Source organism: Polaribacter sp. IC066 (assembly GCF_007997085.1).
GTDB lineage: Bacteria > Bacteroidota > Bacteroidia > Flavobacteriales > Flavobacteriaceae > Polaribacter.
Genome location: NZ_VORR01000028.1, coordinates 1 through 18,499, shown reverse-complemented (window position 1 = coordinate 18,499; position 18,499 = coordinate 1). Strand labels below are relative to the sequence as shown.

At 30.7% G+C, this 18,499-nt stretch carries 14 protein-coding genes and 3 pseudogenes; 11 read left to right on the top strand and 6 right to left on the bottom strand.

The window, feature by feature from the left end; all coding sequences use genetic code 11:
- Window positions 1–79 precede the first annotated feature (79 nt).
- Window positions 80–1,015, bottom strand: a pseudogene (locus tag ES044_RS18915) (DUF4331 family protein).
- Window positions 1,016–1,048: 33 nt separating this feature from the next.
- Window positions 1,049–1,321 (bottom strand): annotated as a pseudogene (locus ES044_RS19500) (DUF4331 family protein); the annotation flags it as partial.
- 191 nt (window positions 1,322–1,512) lie between these two features.
- Here ES044_RS19500 and ES044_RS10660 point away from each other — a divergent pair.
- From ES044_RS10660 to ES044_RS10645, 4 genes are all read left to right on the top strand, one after another.
- On the top strand, window positions 1,513–2,340 hold the full coding sequence (locus tag ES044_RS10660; RefSeq protein ID WP_147119799.1) for an ion transporter: 828 nt from the start codon (window positions 1,513–1,515) through the stop codon (window positions 2,338–2,340).
- A complete protein-coding gene (gene miaA / locus ES044_RS10655; protein ID WP_147119798.1) occupies window positions 2,337–3,248 on the top strand; it encodes a tRNA (adenosine(37)-N6)-dimethylallyltransferase MiaA in 912 nt (303 codons plus the stop codon). The genes ES044_RS10660 and miaA overlap by 4 nt, the downstream gene beginning before the upstream one ends.
- Window positions 3,245–4,528, top strand: coding sequence for a DUF2254 domain-containing protein (locus ES044_RS10650; protein ID WP_147119797.1), 1,284 nt, complete (start codon window positions 3,245–3,247; stop codon window positions 4,526–4,528). The genes miaA and ES044_RS10650 overlap by 4 nt, the downstream gene beginning before the upstream one ends.
- A 75-nt stretch (window positions 4,529–4,603) precedes the next feature.
- Complete coding sequence (locus ES044_RS10645; protein ID WP_147119796.1) at window positions 4,604–5,122, top strand: OmpH family outer membrane protein; 519 nt, start codon at window positions 4,604–4,606, stop codon at window positions 5,120–5,122.
- Between the two features lie 80 nt (window positions 5,123–5,202).
- On the opposite strand, the pseudogene ES044_RS18905 reads toward ES044_RS10645, so the two are convergent.
- From ES044_RS18905 to ES044_RS10635, 3 genes and pseudogenes are all read right to left on the bottom strand, one after another.
- Window positions 5,203–5,459: pseudogene (locus ES044_RS18905) on the bottom strand (hypothetical protein); the annotation flags it as partial.
- Window positions 5,460–6,030: 571 nt separating this feature from the next.
- Window positions 6,031–6,450, bottom strand: a complete 420-nt coding sequence (locus ES044_RS10640) for a nucleoside-diphosphate kinase (protein ID WP_147119795.1) — start codon at window positions 6,448–6,450, stop codon at window positions 6,031–6,033.
- Window positions 6,451–6,500: 50 nt separating this feature from the next.
- Window positions 6,501–7,544 carry an alkaline phosphatase D family protein gene (locus tag ES044_RS10635; protein ID WP_190311494.1) on the bottom strand — a complete coding sequence of 348 codons (1,044 nt, stop codon included), beginning with the start codon at window positions 7,542–7,544 and terminating at the stop codon, window positions 6,501–6,503.
- Window positions 7,545–7,624: 80 nt separating this feature from the next.
- On the opposite strand from ES044_RS10635, the gene ES044_RS10630 reads away from it, so the two are divergent.
- From ES044_RS10630 to ES044_RS10610, 5 genes are read left to right on the top strand one after another with little or no spacing between them, the layout of a single operon-like run.
- A complete protein-coding gene (locus ES044_RS10630) occupies window positions 7,625–8,653 on the top strand; it encodes a DHH family phosphoesterase (protein ID WP_147120543.1) in 1,029 nt (342 codons plus the stop codon).
- Complete coding sequence (gldI, locus tag ES044_RS10625; RefSeq protein ID WP_147120544.1) at window positions 8,643–9,173, top strand: gliding motility-associated peptidyl-prolyl isomerase GldI; 531 nt, start codon at window positions 8,643–8,645, stop codon at window positions 9,171–9,173. Before ES044_RS10630 ends, gldI begins: the two co-directional genes overlap by 11 nt.
- Before the next feature lie 8 nt (window positions 9,174–9,181).
- Window positions 9,182–9,910 carry an FKBP-type peptidyl-prolyl cis-trans isomerase gene (locus ES044_RS10620; RefSeq protein WP_147120545.1) on the top strand — a complete coding sequence of 243 codons (729 nt, stop codon included), beginning with the start codon at window positions 9,182–9,184 and terminating at the stop codon, window positions 9,908–9,910.
- Window positions 9,911–11,068: a peptidylprolyl isomerase gene (locus ES044_RS10615; RefSeq protein ID WP_147120546.1), complete on the top strand. Its 1,158-nt coding sequence runs from the start codon at window positions 9,911–9,913 to the stop codon at window positions 11,066–11,068.
- Window position 11,069: 1 nt separating this feature from the next.
- A complete protein-coding gene (locus ES044_RS10610; protein WP_147120547.1) occupies window positions 11,070–11,630 on the top strand; it encodes a phosphatase PAP2 family protein in 561 nt (186 codons plus the stop codon).
- Here ES044_RS10610 and ES044_RS10605 read toward each other — a convergent pair.
- Entirely contained in the window at window positions 11,619–13,622 is a 2,004-nt protein-coding gene (locus tag ES044_RS10605; RefSeq protein ID WP_147120548.1) for an LTA synthase family protein, read from the bottom strand. The genes ES044_RS10610 and ES044_RS10605 overlap by 12 nt on opposite strands.
- 210 nt (window positions 13,623–13,832) lie before the next feature.
- Here ES044_RS10605 and pheT point away from each other — a divergent pair, with 210 nt between their 5' ends.
- Entirely contained in the window at window positions 13,833–16,259 is a 2,427-nt protein-coding gene (pheT, locus tag ES044_RS10600; RefSeq protein ID WP_147120549.1) for a phenylalanine--tRNA ligase subunit beta, read from the top strand.
- 163 nt (window positions 16,260–16,422) lie between these two features.
- Entirely contained in the window at window positions 16,423–17,472 is a 1,050-nt protein-coding gene (locus tag ES044_RS10595; RefSeq protein ID WP_147120550.1) for a quinone-dependent dihydroorotate dehydrogenase, read from the top strand.
- The last annotated feature ends 1,027 nt before the right edge of the window (window positions 17,473–18,499 follow it).

The following is an 18,499-nucleotide window of genomic DNA, read 5'->3' as shown; positions in this document are numbered from 1 at the left end:
AACTGACACACATTTCTCGATATATGTCAGTTTTTTGAGTTGGGGGAAATTAATTTAAGGATATTTATTTACAAGAATCTTACCAAGGAGAAGCTAAATAAGGAAAAGAAGTTGAAAAATCTTTATCATTTGAACTCACATTATCATCAGATAATGTTGGATTTTCAGAAAAATCTTCTCCTCCAAAAATTAATAATAATTCAACTGTAATTACATCATCAGCTAAAGCTCTTCCTGTTAAAACGTTGGTACCATCATAGAACGTAGTTGTACCATCTAAAGAAACATTTAAAACATCTGTAGCTAACAAACCTGTAAAAGTTGCTGCATCTAATCCTAATGCATTTGCATCGCCAGCATTAGCGTAAGCAGGACTTAAGCCTGTTAAGTTTGCTTCAAACATCGATTGAAACTTTGCACCTTGCTGAGAAGGAATTGTTACATTAAATTCATCTTTACTTGCCGCCGAAACAAAAACTGTGTTTACCGCTGGTCTTCCCAATTGATCTTTTTGTGCAAACGATCCAGAGAAATCGGTGGCTATTGGAGCCATTGTTACATCGGAGTCGTCATTGTTACTACAGCTCATAATAAAAAGTGAAAGGGCTGCGATTGCGATATATTTAATTTTGAAAATTTTCATGATATTGTTTTTTAAAGTTGGTTATAATTATTGTTTTGCATTTGTTGTTACCCAAGTATTAATAGTACCTGAACCACCAATTTGACTTTTAGGAACTTCTACAACAATAGATAATACATTAGTCCCTGCAAACGTATCTGCTCCTGGACTGTTAAAACTAGATGCATTTCCGTTAATAATTGCTCCATATTGAGCAAAGTCCATAAAGAAAGGATCATCTCTTGGTCCTGCAAAAAACTTCATTCCGTTGGTGTTTGCCACGGTCGCATTGGTACCGTAAGCAGTAATTGCTACTTCAGATTTTGTTGCTAGCTCGTTAACAGAACTATTTAATCCTGTAGATGATGGCGCAAAAGGTCCGAAGAAATACATTGTTCCGTCTCTAGGAATTGCTTGTATCACTAAATCTTCAATTTTGTCATCATTGGTATCAATGTTAATTTCTACCATTACATTTTCATCAAAAGATGCTGTTGCCGATGCAGAAGGACTTAATAAACCTTGAACATTTGCAACAAATACAAGGTTGCTTGTGTTTTCTCCTTGAAAGGCATAGAAGTCTGTAATGTCTGCATTGGTTCCACTTGTTGCAGGCGCATCAATATGATCGGCTGCGATTGTAATTAAACCGATAATCGCTGCGAATACGGTTGCTACTAAAATTTTACTTTTTTTCATTGTGTGAGTTTTAAGTTATTTTTAATTGAATCTCATCTATACTTACGAGAAGAAAGTAGATGCGGTTTTAAAAAAAGCGAAAAATTTTAATTTTATTTTACAAACCCTTATTAGTAAAGAGAAAAACAGGAGAAAAATATTTATAAATTCAGTAAATAATTGTAGTATTGTAATAGAAATTAGATCTAAAATTGGAAAACTTAACAAATAAACCTTCTTGGAAAGAAAGAATTCATGAGATTATCTATGAAGCAGACACAGAGGCGGGCAAACTTTTTGACGTTATATTACTAATATCCATTATTGCCAGTATAATTTTGGTAATGCTTGAGAGCGTTAAAACTGTTGATGCAGAATACCATGAACTTCTATACATTGGCGAATGGATAATTACAATTTTCTTCTCAATAGAATATATTTTAAGGATTATATCAATCAAAAAACCTTTTAAGTATATTTTTAGTTTTTACGGTATTATAGATTTACTAGCAACAATACCCATGTATTTGTCCTTTATAGTAGTGGGGTCTCATAGTTTAGTAGCTTTAAGAGCTCTGCGTTTATTGCGTGTTTTTAGAATTTTAAAATTAGCACGCTATATAGGAGCGTCTAACAAATTATTATTGGCTTTAAAAGCGAGTAGAGCTAAAATTGCCGTTTTCTTGTTTTTTGTGGTAATTATTTGCGTTATTCTAGGAACCATAATGTATATGATAGAAGGCGAAGAAAATGGTTTTACAAACATTCCTGTTAGTATTTATTGGGCAATTGTAACCTTAACAACAGTAGGTTTTGGTGATATTGCGCCACAAACACCTGTAGGGCAGTTAATTGCGAGTGTTATTATGATTTTAGGTTATTCTATTATTGCAATACCAACCGGAATTGTAAGTTCTGAAATAGTGAATACAAATGCTAATTTTGATACAAATACGCAATCTTGCCCTACTTGTTTAAAGGATAAACATAAAGATAAAGCTACTTTTTGTTATAGCTGCGGCGGTATTTTAAATCCATGATAAAAGAAAGTAACAACACCTTAATTACAATTGTTGGTCCTACAGCAATTGGCAAAACAGCTTTAAGCATACAATTGGCAAATTATTTTAACGCCGATATTGTTTCTAGCGATTCTAGACAGTTTTATAAAGAAATGACGATTGGTACAGCAGTTCCTGATGCAGATGAATTAGCTGCGGCTACACATCACTTTATTCAAAATAGAAGTGTTTTTGAAGATTATAATGTAGGGCAATTTGAAAGAGATGCATTGGCAAAACTAGATGTTTTGTTTCAAAAAAATAAGATACAGATTATGGTTGGAGGCAGTGGCTTGTATATAGACGCTGTTTTAAAAGGATTAGATTACTTTCCTGAAGTTGATAAACAAATTCGTGAAGATGTAACCAAAGTACTAGAAACAGAGGGAATTGAAGTTTTGCAACAACAATTAAAAGAATTAGATGTAGAAACATTTAATACAATTGCAATTGATAATCCTCATCGTTTAATGAGAGCGTTAGAAATTTGTATTGGATCAGGAATTCCGTATTCAACATTTAAAAATAAACCTAAAACACCCCGAAATTTTAAAATCATAAAAATAGGATTAACCGCAGATAGAGAAAATATCTACGATAGAATTAATCAAAGAGTAGATAGGATGATGGATGCTGGTTTACTAGAAGAAGCTAAAAATTTATATCCCCATAAAAACTTAAATGCATTGCAAACAGTGGGATATAGAGAGTTATTTTCTTTTTTCGATGGAGATTTTACACAGCAATTTGCCGTTTCAGAAATCAAAAAAAACACCAGACGTTTTGCAAAAAGACAAGTAACTTGGTTTAAAAGAGATGAAAAAACTTTATGGTTTGATTTTAAAACAAGTATCCATAAAATTATAGAAAAAATAAAAGATGAATGAGAAGTAAGTTGTTAAACATATTTCATGTTATTTATAATTTAAAAAATAAGATTGCTTTCTTTCCAACAATTATGGCGATAGGAGGGACGCTTTTTGCCTACATAATGATGTCTTTAGAAAACCACGGAATTTCTAAATATCTTCTTGATTTTTTACCAGAATTAGTCATTAATAATACAGAATCTGCAAGAGCTATTTTAACTACTTTTATTGGAGGCTTAATTTCTATAATGGTTTTTAGTTTTTCAATGGTAATGATTCTATTAAATCAGGCTTCAAATAATTTTTCGCCTCGTTTATTGCCTGGCTTAATTTCTAATAGAAGACATCAAATTATATTAGGAGTGTATTTGTCAACCATAATTTACTGCATCTTTATTTTAGTTTTTATAGAACCAACCGGAGAGAAGTATCAATTACCTGGTTTTTCTGTGCTTTTTTCTATCGTTTTTATGATTAGTTCTTTAGGATGTTTTATCTATTTTATACATTCTATTTCTCAACAAATTCAAATTGATAATATTCTATTAAAGATTTTTTCATCCGCAGAAAATAAATTAGAAAAGTTAATTGAAAAAGAAAAAGAGTTTGATAGTTCACCTTTAAATACTGAAAACTGGAACACGTATAAAGCAAAACGAGATGGTTATTTTAGTACGATATCTGTAGAATCTTTAGTAACAATTGCAAAAGAAAATACTATTAAAATAGAAATTGTTTCTAATAGAGGTTCTTATTGCCATCAAGATTCTGTTCTTTTTAAGGTTGATAAAAAAATAGAGGAGCAGGTTAGTGATCAGATTTATAATAATTTTAATTTTTCTAAAAGTGAATTGATTGATGATAGTTATTTACTGTCTTTTAAGCAAATTACAGAAGTAGCTGTAAAATCGATGTCTCCCGGAATTAATGATCCAGGAACTGCTATGAATGCGATTGATTACCTTTCCCAATTATTAATTTTAAGAGTTCAGAAAAAAGACATCAATTTAATTCTCGAAAAAAATGAAGTTATAATTACACTAAATACCCTGAATTTTAACGAATTGATTTATGATCTAATGGCCGCGTTAAGAACTTATTGCGCGCACGACGTGCTTATTGTAAAAAAACTATTAGCGGTTTTAAAAAATTTAATCAGAAAAGCAACCACAGAATCTTACAAAAAAACAATAAAAGAAGAAATAAGACTTTTATTAATCGATGCAAAAAGAGAAATTGCAAACGCAGAAGACTTTAAAAAAGTAGAGGAATTAAGTGCTTTTGCAATTAAAATTTAAAATTAACTTTTTTTTTACTTTTGATATTTGACTAACTCGCGTCCTTTTTTATCTTTGCTAAACTAAAATTAAACCATGAAATTTAAAATTACATTTTTATTTATAGTCTTTATAAGCAGTTTTGCTTCCGCACAATTAAAAGTTGGTACTATAAAAAGCGATTATATTATTAATATAATGCCAGAATCTAAAATTGTTGTAGAAATGTCTCAAGCATACGGCGCCAAATTAGATTCTTCTTTTTCGATTAAAATGAAAGATTATCAAGACCGAGTGCAAGATTTTAGAGCCAAAGAAAAAGAAATGGGCGAACTCATGAAAAAAGTGCTCATTGAAGAATTAACGGCTTTAGAGCAAGATGTAAAACAATATCAAGAAAACGGCTCGAAGTTAATGGAGCTTAAGCAAAACGAATTAATGCGCCCTTTGTACAAGAAATTAAACACCGCTATTAACGAGGTGGCAAAACAAAAAGGGTATTCTCAAGTGTTTACAAGAGAAGGCAATCAGTTTGCTTACATCGATGAAGCTTTTGATATTACTGCATTGGTGATTGAGAAATTAGGAATTAAAGATCCTCAAACGGAAGAATAATCTTTTAAAAGATATCGAAAAACCTCGCTAAACGTGAGGTTTTTTTTTGGTTTTATAAGGTTTTTAACAAAATAGGACTTCTAGTAATTAGGCGCCGATTCTACTACTACTACTACTACTTTTTTAATAATTATTCTCAATTTTATTTCCAGCGGAGAGAGACCCTAAACTAGAATGTAATATTTCAATCTAGATCAAGAGATTTTAATAATTGATTATATAGTTTAAATTTAAAACGAACTAGCCATTCATATTTGAATATTTAAAAAAAACTTTCAGCTACTGCATTATCCCAAAAATTGCCATTTCTGCTCATAATTTGAGTTATTTTAATCGATAGAATTCTCCCGACGCTCGGCTTATGTGGTCAATAGGAAAGTTTAAAAACCTAGGTTCTTTTCCGCTTGATACCTCGTGCTCTTGGGTCGAGGTGGTTCATTTCTTTTTTTAGAGCTTTGAGCTCTTGAGTTTCAAGTACTGTTTTTTTTAAAATCTACATATTTTAACTTCTATTCTTGTTATCAGCGTCTAATTATACTTAAACTTAAGCCAAAATCTTCATTAATTTGTTTTGCTTTAATTACTGAATTTCAAAGTTCTACAATCACTACCTTAAATTCATTATCATACTTTTTTATCATAAGTCAAATATAAAATTTATGAGCTTACTAAAGCTGTCACATTGATTATAGATTGCTTTAGATTTAATGTTATGTTGGTGAAAGTATTGTTTTAAAGCAGAATTGAAATAAGGATAAGCGCTAATTTATAAACATTTTACAGAGATGTGTTTTTTCAAGTTTTATAACAACTAATAGAGGCTACAATTCACTTAAAACTAAAAAAACTCACAACTTTCGTTATGAGTTTTTTTACTTATATTTTAAAGTAAGAAATTTTAATTTTACTTAAAATTGCTCTCTTCCAGAAAAGTGAAAGTTTCCTTCAATGTGTGCATTTTCATTAGAGTCAGAACCATGTACAGCATTTTCTCCCATAGAAGTTGCGTATAATTTTCTGATTGTTCCGTCTGCAGCGTCCGCAGGATTTGTAGCACCAATTAAGGTTCTAAAATCTTCTACAGCATTTTCTTTTTCTAAAATTGCAGCTACAATAGGACCACGAGTCATAAATTCAACTAATTCTCCAAAAAACGGACGCTCATTATGCACCGCATAAAAAAATTCAGCATCAGCTTTGGTCATTTGAGTTTTCTTTACTGCTACAATTCTAAATCCTGCAGCGTTTATTTTTTCTAATATTGCGCCAGTATGTCCGTTTTCTACAGCATCTGGTTTAAGCATTGTAAATGTTCTATTTGTTGCCATTCTATTTTTAAATTTTTTGCAAAAATAAGGTTTTTATTATAAACTGCAAATTATGGGTAAATTTGATTTATTTCTTGTAAAATTTTATTGTTTTCGCCTCTCATTTGCATGGAAACAGATTTTTTATCGAAATTAAATTGTAGCAGCCCAAAACTTATTTCTGATACTACATTTTGAACTCTAAATTGATTAGGCTCTGAAACAAAAGAACGATAAGCATGCGTTAAACCACTTGATGTAAAATCGATTAAAGGATAGTTTAAATTCTCAACCGTGGTTTTAGAAAATTCAGATAAATGTCTATCTCCAGACAACATAAAAACACCTTTTGCTTCACTATTAATAATGCTATTTTTAAGTTTTACCACATCATTCGGAAAATTACCCCAAGTTTCAAAACCATGCTCTGTTGATAAAATTTGAATGCTACTCACAATAATATTAAAATCTGCTTTAGAAGTATTTAGTTCCTTCTGAAACCAAGACCACTGGGCTGCTCCTAAAACAGAGCTATTTACATCGGTATTAGGTAGATACCTTTTTTTGGATTCTTTAGTTGCCCTTAATAAAGCAGTTCTAAAATAGCGCGTATCTAAAACAATTACTTTAATTAGACCTTTTGTAGTTGTGAACTCCTTGCTTGTATAAATTCCTTCTTGTTTTCTGCGCGGACTGTTTTTATCCACCTTAAAAAAATCTAAAAATAATGTTTGAGCGCTGTCTTTCTTATGAAATTCAACTCCGCTATCGTTAAAACCATAATCATGATCGTCCCAAGTAGCTAAAACAGGGATGTTTTTAGTAAGTTCTGCATATCCTTTTTGCTGTGTTAAAGCGTTATAATCTCGCTTCATTTTAGCCATATCATCGGTATCGCTATAGATATTATCTCCGCCCCAAATCCATACATCAGGATTGTTTTTTTTAATTTCTTTCCATAAGATATTGGGTTTATATTGTTTGTTGCAAGAACCAAAGGCAATTGTAAAATCAGCTGTATTTTTTGTGTTTTTGGTGGTTATAGTTGCTGGTACTTTACAAGAATAAAAATTAATTAGTAAAAGAACACTTAATAGAATTGTTGTATTTTTCATGTATTATTATAAGGAATTTTTAACAAAGGTATTACAAAATTTATTTTGAACACTATTATTAAATTGTATATTCGCAACTTATGATTTTAAAAGGATTTGAAGAACTTAAAAGCTTTCTTGCTACACCGAGAAACATCGTAATTATTGGGCATAGAAATCCTGATGGTGACGCTATTGGTTCTACTTTGGCATTAAAACATTATTTGGATAAAAAGGGGCATTTAGCAACGGTTGTGATGCCTAATGAATATCCAGATTTTTTACATTGGCTACCAGGCTCTAAAACTACGTTTAGGTTTGATTGGCAAAATAGTCAATCTCAAAAAGCAATTAACAATTCTGATCTTATTTTCTTGTTAGATTTTAACGCTTTGCATCGCGTTGGTTTTGATATGAAAAATACGTTAGATGCATATCCGAATGATTTTGCGATGATAGATCATCATCAACAACCAGATGCTGTTAAATATATGTATTCAGATACAGAAATTTGTTCTACCTGTCAGATGGTGTATCAATTTATTGAAATGAATCATGATTTAGAATTGATTGATGCCAATGTTGCAACCTGTTTATATACAGGAATCATGACGGATACAGGCTCTTTTAGATTTAGATCTACAACAAGCAAAACACACAGAATAATAGCAGACTTAATCGATAAAGGTGCCGAAAACGATAGGATTCACAGCAATGTATACGATTCTAATTCATATGACAGACTTTTATTATTAGGTAAAGCTTTAAGTAATTTACAAATTTTACCTACATACAAAACTGCTTATATTACTTTAACGGATGCAGAAAAAAAACAATTCGATTTTCAAAAAGGAGATACAGAAGGCGTTGTAAATTATGCGCTTTCTTTAAAAGGAATTAGTTTTGCGGCCATTTTTATTGAAGATAGCGAGCAGGCAATTATTAAAATATCGTTTAGATCTAAAGGAAAATTTTCTGTAAATAAATTTTCTAGAAATCATTTTGAAGGTGGTGGTCATGATAATGCTGCTGGCGGAAAATCTGACTTAACAATGGCAGAAACTGTGGCAAAATTCACAGCATTAGTATCAGAATATAAATCAGAATTAGAGGCTTCTTATGAAGAATAGATTTTTGTTTTTTTTACTTGTTTTTTGTTTTTCTTGTTCTAAAATAGTACCAAGAAAACCTATCAATCCAAAACCATCAACAACCTTATTTGTAGATGCATTAAAGCAAAATAAGATTTTAAATCAATTAGAAAATGATAAAATTCTTCAAATTATAGAAAAAGATTCTACAAAGGTCTATTTGCAATCTTCAAATGGTTTTTGGTATACGTATATCCAAAAAATAGCAGAAGATTTAGCAACTCCTAAAGAAGGTGATGAAGTAGTTTTTGAGTATAATATTACCGATTTAAACGATACCATAATTTACAGTAAGAAAGATTTAGGTCTTAAAAATTATGTTGTTGATAAAGAAGATTTTATTTCTGGTTTGCAAAAGGGAATAAAGTTGATGAAAATAGGAGAAACAATTACCTTTGTCATTCCGTCTTACAGTGCTTTTGGCATTGCGGGTGATGCACATAAAATTGGAATTAATCAATCAATAAAGAGTACAGTAACATTAATCAATATAAAATAAATAAAAAAATGAAAGTATTAAAAAGTTTAGCAATGGTAACAGTAGTAACAACAATGTTTTCTTGCGGAAATCAGAAAGCAGATGTTAGTTCTTTAGAAACTGAAATAGATTCAGCTAGTTATGCTTTAGGAATGGATATGGCAATCAAAGTAAAAGCCAATTTTGACGATTCAAGTACAGATTTGTTTGTTCAAGGATATAGAAACGGAATGGATTCTACCAATTTGTTAATTGAACAAAAAGATTTAAATGATTTTTTAAGAGTCTTTTTCCAGAAGCAACAAGCAGACAAAATGAAAGTATCTCAAGAAAAAGCAGCGGCAGATGCATTGCTTAAATATGCAGATGTTAAAAAAGAAAGCGAAGAGTTTTTAATGGTGAACAAAACTGAAGAAGGTGTTATGACTACCGCTAGTGGTTTACAATATAAAGTTTTAGAAGAAGGAACAGGGGCAATGCCAGTAGCAACTTCAAAAATAAAAATTAATTACCATGGTACTTTAATAGACGGAACTGTTTTTGACAGTACAATTGAAAAGAAAACACCTTATGAGTCTAATGCAAATCAATTTATACCTGGTTTTACAGAAGGTTTATTATTAATGAAAGAAGGTGCAAAATATAAATTCTTTATACCGCAAAATTTAGCATACGGCGCAACACCAAGACCCGGTCAAATAAAGCCTTTTGCAACGATTGTCTTTGAAGTAGAATTATTAGAAATATTAAAACAATAGATGAGAAAATTAGCCTATCTTTTTAGTGCTTTTTTGTTGATAAACGCTTGCCAATCTGCTAAATACAAAGACTTAAAAGAAGGTTTGTACGCAGAAATTAAAACAAATAAAGGCGATGTTTTGTTAGAGTTATATCCTAATGATGTACCGATGACTGTTGCTAATTTTGTTTCTTTAGCAGAAGGAACGAACACAAAAGTTTCTGATTCTATTAAAGGTGATAATTTTTATGACGGCATTCGTTTTCATAGAGTGGTAAATAGTTTTATTATTCAAGGAGGAGATCCAACAGAAACGGGTAGAGGGAACGCTGGTTATGCATTTGGTGATGAGTTGACGAAAGATGAAGACGGTGTATTGTTATATAAGCATGATGCTGCTGGTGTTTTATCGATGGCCAATAGTGGTCCTGACTCTAACGGAAGCCAATTTTTTATCACGCATAAACCGATACCCCATTTAGATGGTAAACATGCCGTTTTTGGTAAAACAATTATAAACTCTGCTCAATTAGCAGCGCTTAAAAGTAGCTTTAAAGATTCTTTACAGCTAAAAAGTTCTATCGATTCTTTACGAATGGTTGTTGTAAATAATATCACACAACTTGATACTATTAACACTGTTAAAATTATAAGAATAGGCCCAAAAGCCAAAGCTTTTGATGAAGCTAAAGTATTTGATGCAGAATTGATAAAGTTTGCAGAAAACAGCAAAAAAGCACTACAGCAAAAAGCAGATGCAGAAACCGCTAGATATTCTAAATATTTAGAGGATAAAAAGCTGTTTTTAGCAAAAATGGATGAGTCAAAAGCCGAAAAAACAAACTCTGGCCTGCGATTTTTAATGCTTAAAAAAAATCCGTCAGGTAAACCAGTGGTTGATAACAAGCCGATTAAATCTCATTTTGATTTATACACCGCAGATGGTACAAAAATTCAGTCTACTAGAGATGGTAGTCAACCGTTTGTTTTTCAGTTAGATGATACTGAAAGACCTATGATTACAGGTTTTAAAGAAGGTGCTGCCAAAATGAGAGCAGGCGAAAAGGCGAGATTGTTTGTGCCTTATTATATTGGTTTTGGCGAAGATAAATACGGCCCTTTTCCTGCAAAGTCTGATTTAGTTTTCGAAATAGAAATTTTAGAAATAGGCAAATAATTTGTTCGACTCAATTATACAAAAAGATAAGGAACTTTTAGTTTTCTTAAACAATTTAGGAAGTGAACAATGGGACTCATTTTGGTTGGCTATCACCAATCAATTTTATTGGGCTCCATTGTTTATTTTTGCTTTATTTTTAATCATCAAAGCTTTTGGTTGGAAAAGAGGTGGTTTTATGATTCTAGCTTTAATTGTTTTAGTGACTTTTTCAGATAAATTTACAGTATTCGTTAAGGATAATTCGCATAGATTAAGACCTAACAACGATCCTGAAATTATGCATCTACTGCGAACTTTAATAAACCCGCAGAGCTATAGTTTTATGTCGGGGCACGCAACCACATCTACTTTTTCTGCTGTATTTATCATTCTTTTATTAAGAGAAAAATACAAATATATTTATTTAATTTTATTTTTCCCTTTATTTTTTGCCTACAGTAGGTTGTATTTAGGTGTTCATTTTCCGATTGATGTATTTGTAGGAATGTTAACAGGAGTGCTATTTGGCACTATTTATTATTTTCTTTTTAAGAAATTAGATCGAAAACTATTCGTTTGATTTTTTATTATTAAAGTATAAATATTTAGTAGCATGGTAATAAGCACTTAAAAGGCTATCCATTTCTAAAGCTTTCTTCGGATAGATCTCTTTTAAATCTATTAGATTTTTACTTTTTAAATTGTACAAGGCTTTTGTTTTTGTCATATTTGTTTTAGAATAATATAAACTGTCTTGTATCAAACCAACTGCAGGCTCTCCGTTAATTTTAAGATATACAAAAGAAGAAGGATTCTTATTTTTGATGCTATCTAAAAGATTTCTACCTAAAGTATAATTTGTATGATTCATTTTTAACAAACTCATCACGGTTGGGAATAAATCAATCAATTTTCCGTTAGTGGTTATTTCTTTGGGTTCAACTATTTCTGGAGCATGGATAATAACAGGCACATGCTGTAGTTGAATATTTAAATCATATTCATTGGTATATTGATCGTTTCTATTCATAGCCGTATTATGATCACCAAAAAACACAAAAACAGTATTCTTATAATATCCAGCACTTTTTGCTCTTTCTAAAAAACGACCAATATTAAAATCTAAATAGCGTAAAGCATTTAATTGAGCAACCGATTTAAAGCCAGATTCTTTTATTAAAGATTCAGAAATAGCAGTTTCAGAAATTGGTGTAAACTGCTCTTTTTTATCGGGCACTGTAAAGGGCATATGATTCGATGCAGTCTGAATATAAGCTACAAAAGGTTTGTTTTGTTGATGTAGTTTTTGCAATTCTTTGTCAGATTCTTTAAATAATTCATAATCGTCAATACCCCAAACATCAGCTCTGTTTTCTGTTTCATAACTGCCCTCTTCAAATATTTTTAAACCTTTTATATTCGATTGAAAAATACCTCTAATATTTGCCCAATTTGCACTTCCGCCTAAAAAATACAATTTTTCATATCCTTTAAATTGATCAAATAAAATACGCTGATCTATAACCATTGGGTTTCTAGAAGCTGTATTTACATCATCTATATCTGGCAAACCAGTAACGCTGGCAAAAACACTGGCTGCTGTTCCAGATTTATGTACGTAAAAGTTAGAAAAACTTAAACTGCTCGCTATCAAATTATCCATATTTGGCGAACTATTGATCGGATTTCCGTAGTAACTTAAAGGTTTTACTCCCACAGATTCTAACATGACAAAAATTACGTTGGGTGTACTTTTTATCGCATCCTTAAAAACTACTTTTCTTTCAAAAGAAATGCTGTCTTTTGGTAAGTTTAAATCTTTAGCAATAACAGGATAGTATTTTTTGAATTCGGTCATATTTACCGCTTCGCTTCTAAACGCAAAACTATCAAAAAAGTAAATAACAGGATTTAAAGCAAACTGATTTACTTTATTATTTTTAGAGAAAAATGCTTCACTCCACCTTAAAGGATAGTGATTAAAGCTATTGTAAATACTAAAAGACAACAATAAGAAAGTGGCTATAAAATAAAGCGCTTTTTTCTTTTTAGAGATTTGTACTTGCTCACTTTTACAACCAGTATATAAGTATTTAGAAGCCTTAAAAACTAGAAAAGCCAAGAGCAAAAACCCTAATAATCCTTTAAAAACAGGATAACTTTCTAAAAGCATTTGTGATGAAATTTTTAAATCTTCTAAAAATCGAAGCGAGGCAGCATCTAATCGAATTGATAAATAGTCATAATAACCAAAATCAATTGCGTAAAATAAAGCTAAAGTAAGATACACAACAATTAAATAAACAGATGAAAACGTCTTGTAAAATTTATAGAGAAAGAATTTTTTATTTACAATTAAGATTAAAAAAGCTAACGGAAAAATAGCAATGGCAGCAAGTTTTATATCAAAACGGAAACCTAGCAAAAAAGCTTTTTGAACTTCTGAAGCAGTAGCATTTTCTAGGGCTGCAAAAAATTGATAGAAAATTACTCTAAAAATGATATTAAACGCAAATAACAACAAGAAATTAATGCAAATGTATTTTATGTAATTGGGAATTTTTTTGAACATTTTCTAAATTTAAAGCGCAAAGATATTTATTTTGAATTTGATAAAATCATGAATCGTTTTTTATAAAATTTTTCAACTATTGTTGGTTTAAAAAGTCATTTAAATGCGCCTTTATAAGCAACTTTTTTAAAACTTAAATTCAGGTAAAATAGTATAAAATACTCTTTAAAAAAGGTTAAATTTGCCATATCAAACTAGGAAGAAAACATTATGAAAATATCTTATAATTGGTTACAACAATTTTTGCAAATTAATTGGGAACCTGGCGCAACAGGAGAGTTATTAACCGATTTAGGTTTAGAGGTAGAGGGTATTGAAACCAAAGAATCTATCAAAGGTAGTTTAAAAGGAATTGTGGTAGGTGAAGTTTTAACCTGCGTGCAACATCCAAATGCAGACAGACTAAAAATTACAACGGTAGATTTAGGAGATAAAAATATTGTTCAAATTGTTTGTGGTGCTGCCAACGTTGCGGCAGGTTTAAAAGTACCAGTAGCAACAATTGGCACGATGTTATATGATAAAAAGGGTGTAGGCTTTAAAATAAAAAAAGGAAAAATTAGAGGCGAAGAGAGTCATGGTATGATTTGCGCTGAAGATGAATTAGGTTTGGGGTCTGGGCATGATGGTATTCTTGTTTTAGATGAAAAAATAAAAGTGGGTACACCAGCAGCCACCGTTTTTAAAATAAAGACAGATTATGTTTTTGAAATTGGTTTAACGCCAAATAGATCAGATGCGATGAGTCATTATGGAGTTGCTCGAGATTTAAGAGCTGGTTTAATTCAGAAAGATTTAAAATTAGAATTAATTTCTCCTTCTGTGAGCGATTTTCATGTAGATGAAAGAACTTTGCGTTTTGATGTAGAAGTGCAAAAAAAGGAGTTAGCGCCCCGTTATTGTGGAATTACAATTACAGATGTTAAGATAAAAGACTCGCCAGAATGGATTCAAAATAGGTTAAAAGCTATTGGTTTAACTCCAAAAAATAATATTGTAGATATTACCAATTACGTTTTGCATGAGTTAGGGCAACCACTGCATGCTTTTGATGCTCAGAAAATTAAAGGAAATAAAATTATTGTTAAGAATTTAAAAGAGGGCACAAAATTTACAACGCTAGATGCCGTAGAGAGAATACTTTCTGCTGATGATATTATGATTTGTGATGCTGATTCTAATCCACTTTGTTTGGCTGGTGTTTTTGGTGGATCAAAATCTGGTGTTACAGAAAATACAACTTCTATCTTTTTAGAAAGTGCTTATTTTAATCCTATTGCCATTCGTAAAACGGCCAAAAGACATGGTTTAAATACGGACGCCTCTTTTCGATTTGAAAGAGGAATTGATATTAACATGACAGAATATGCCTTAAAACGTGCGGCTTTGTTAATTGAAAAGTATGCAGGAGGTAAGTTAGCCTCTGATGTTTCTGATTTTTATCCTGTGAAAATTGAAGATTTTCAGGTATTCTTATCTTACAGAAATGCCTATCGATTAATTGGTCAGGAGATACCAAGAGAACAAATTAAAATTATTTTAGCGTCTTTAGAAATTAAAATTAACAGTGAAACTGAAGGCGGTTTAGGCTTAACAATACCCTCTTACAGAACAGATGTGCAAAGGGAAGCAGATATTATAGAAGAAATTTTAAGAGTTTATGGATATAATAATATTCAGTTTTCTCATAAAGTTAATACATCTGTATCTTTTGATTACAACACAGAAACTAAAATAGAAAACATTACCGCCAATCAATTAACAGCATTAGGTTTTAATGAAACCATGGCTAATTCTTTGACAAAACCGGATTATGTAAATTTATCGGAAAACATTAATGAAGAAGCCAATGTAAAAATGCTCAATCCGTTAAGCAACGATTTAGGTGTTTTGCGTCAGTCTATGTTATTTAGTGGTTTAGAGTCTGTTTCTTATAACATCAACAGAAAAAATAGTTCTTTAAAATTTTATGAATTTGGTAAAACATATCATTCTTACAATGATAAATACCAAGAAGATAAGCATTTAACACTTTTTGTAACGGGTAACAGAACCAAAGAGTCTTGGAAAACCCCTACAAATACCTCTGATTTCTTTTATGTAAAAGGAATTATAACAACGCTTTTAGAACGATTAGGTATTCAGAATTTAAAAGGTTCGCCAGCAAAGAATGATGTTTTTTCTGAAGGAATTTCATTGAGTTTAGGTAAGATTAAATTAGTTGAATTCGGAGTTATAAAGCGTGCTGTTTTAAAAGAGTTCGGTATTAAACAAGAGGTTTTATTTGCAGATATTCATTGGGATAGTGTTTTAAAACTTGCAGGTAAAAAGACTACAAAAGTTGCTAGTTTAAACAAATTTCCTGCGGTAAAGAGAGATTTAGCGTTGTTGATTAATTCAAAAACTGAATTTAAAGAAGTTTATAATTTAGCATTTCAATCGGAAAGAAAAATGTTAAAAGCAGTAGATTTATTTGATGTTTATGAGGGTGATAAATTGCCAGAAGGTAAAAAATCGTATGCGGTAAGTTTTGTTTTACAAGACGAAAATAAAACGCTAGAGGATAGCCAGATTGATAAAATAATGCAAAAGCTACAGCAAAGTTTTGAGAAAAATTTAGAAGCTGTTTTGAGATAAGTTTTTCTTTTAGTTTTGGTAATGGAAGCAGGAAACAGTAGACAGGACTATAAATAGTCATGAAATAGCGACTAAAGTATTCTTTATGATTAAATTTAATAGATAATAATAAATGCTTATTTTAAATTAAATAGGTATCCTTTTAAACAACTAAATATAACACGTGTATAAATTAATAATACGTCCAACTTTATTTCTTTTTGATCCAGAAAAGATTCATTATTTTACCTTTTCATTGATTAGAATTTTATGTAAAATTCCTTTAGTTTCTAATCTTTTTAGAAGCCTGTATCAAACAAACGATAAGAAGTTAGAGCGTACTTTATTCGGTTTAACATTTAAAAATCCAGTGGGTTTGGCTGCTGGTTTTGATAAAAACGCAGTTTTGTATAATGAATTGGCAAACTTTGGGTTTGGCTTTATAGAAATTGGTACCGTAACGCCCAGAGGTCAAGAAGGAAATCCAAAAAAAAGATTATTTCGTTTAAAAGACGATCAAGGAATTATCAATAGAATGGGTTTTAATAATGCCGGATTACAAGCTGCCATTCAACAATTAAAAAAGAACAAAGGCAGCGTAATTATTGGCGGAAATATTGGCAAAAATACGCAAACATTGCCAGAAAATTATACCGAAGATTACTTAGACTGTTTAAAAGGATTGCATCCTTTTGTTGAGTATTTTGTGCTGAATGTAAGTTGTCCAAATGTTGGAAGCCACGCTAAATTAAATGACAAAGCGTATTTAGTCGAACTGATTTCTGCTTGTCAAAATTTGAACACAGAGCTTTCTTTAGCTCGTGGAGTTAAAACAATACCTATTCTGCTTAAAATTGCGCCAGATTTAAACAATGCACAATTAGATGAGATTATAGAAGTGGTTGCAGAAACAAAGATTGATGGCGTAATTGCTTCCAATACATCGACTTCTAGAGATAATTTAAAAGTATCTAAAGAGCGTTTGCAAGAAATTGGCAATGGCGGTGTAAGTGGTCAACCCATTAAAAATCAGAGCACAAAAGTAATTCAATATTTGGCAGATAATTCTAATAAATCTTTTCCGATTATTGGAGTAGGAGGTATTCATTCAGAAAAAGATGCGATAGAAAAAATTAAAGCAGGTGCAAGTTTAGTGCAAGTTTACACTGGTTTTATCTACGAAGGTCCTAGTTTAATTAAAAGAATTAATAAAGCTATTTTAGCAAACGCATAAGCTTTTTATCAAAAATAAATAGCTGAAAATCTTTTAAAACAAAACATCAAAAAAAGTATAAGAACAAAATCTGTTTAGTTTTTTGTAAATAACTTTTGTGTGCAATTAAATAGAGATAAAAAACAATATTGAAGTTTAAAATTATCGATATTTGTGCGAACTTTAGCGCTGGTTTATATAGTTTGAGCTTGATTTCTGAAAAGTCTTTGTTCGATGATTTTTTAGTTTAAGACACCTTTGTTCCTCATCATTGAATAAGATATCATCATTCCTAGAAATAGATCGTTAGTAAGTGTTACCGTTAGAAATATTTTTATTTTCATAATCAGGTAATACACCGAAAAGGCTCTAATTTTTTGTTATAATATTGATTTTAAATGAATATGTTAGTTTTCGCACAACGTTCATTATAAAAATAGCAACCAAATTTAGAACTCGAATTTTTAAAGCTTTATTTATTTTATATTTAATTTACAAGTCTCATATTTTCTGTCATTTCTGCTTCTATTTTTATACTTTGGTCCACAAGTGGCCACTAAAAATATTTTAGTTCCAAGTAACTTTATAAAATACAAATTATGATTCAGAAATTGTTGGGTATAGATTTGAGTTAGTCATTTTAATTATGAATAAAATTGTACTATAAACTGTTTTCTTTGTAGTTTACAAGTCACTCAAATACATTTAGTTGAGAAAGTTTTGTTTCCCAGTTTGCCGGCAGTCGGGTTGTGTCTTTTAGCGAAGCGGCCTTAGCTCTTTTTAATGGACATTAGTGACTTTAGTCTAATAGCCCAGGGCAATCGCCTTTAAAAAATAGGGGTTGACCTAGCATTAAAAGATGTATATTTACAATTATAATTTTTTATTCGGAAGATGTTCTGAATAAAAAAAAATGATACACCATAAGACTCAGGTCGCTTATTCAGAAACATTCCTTAACGCTTTCACCTCCTTAAAAGACCCTCGAAGAATCAATAAAGGCAACATTAAATACCCGCTAATAGAAATTTTGTTTTTAACAATTTCA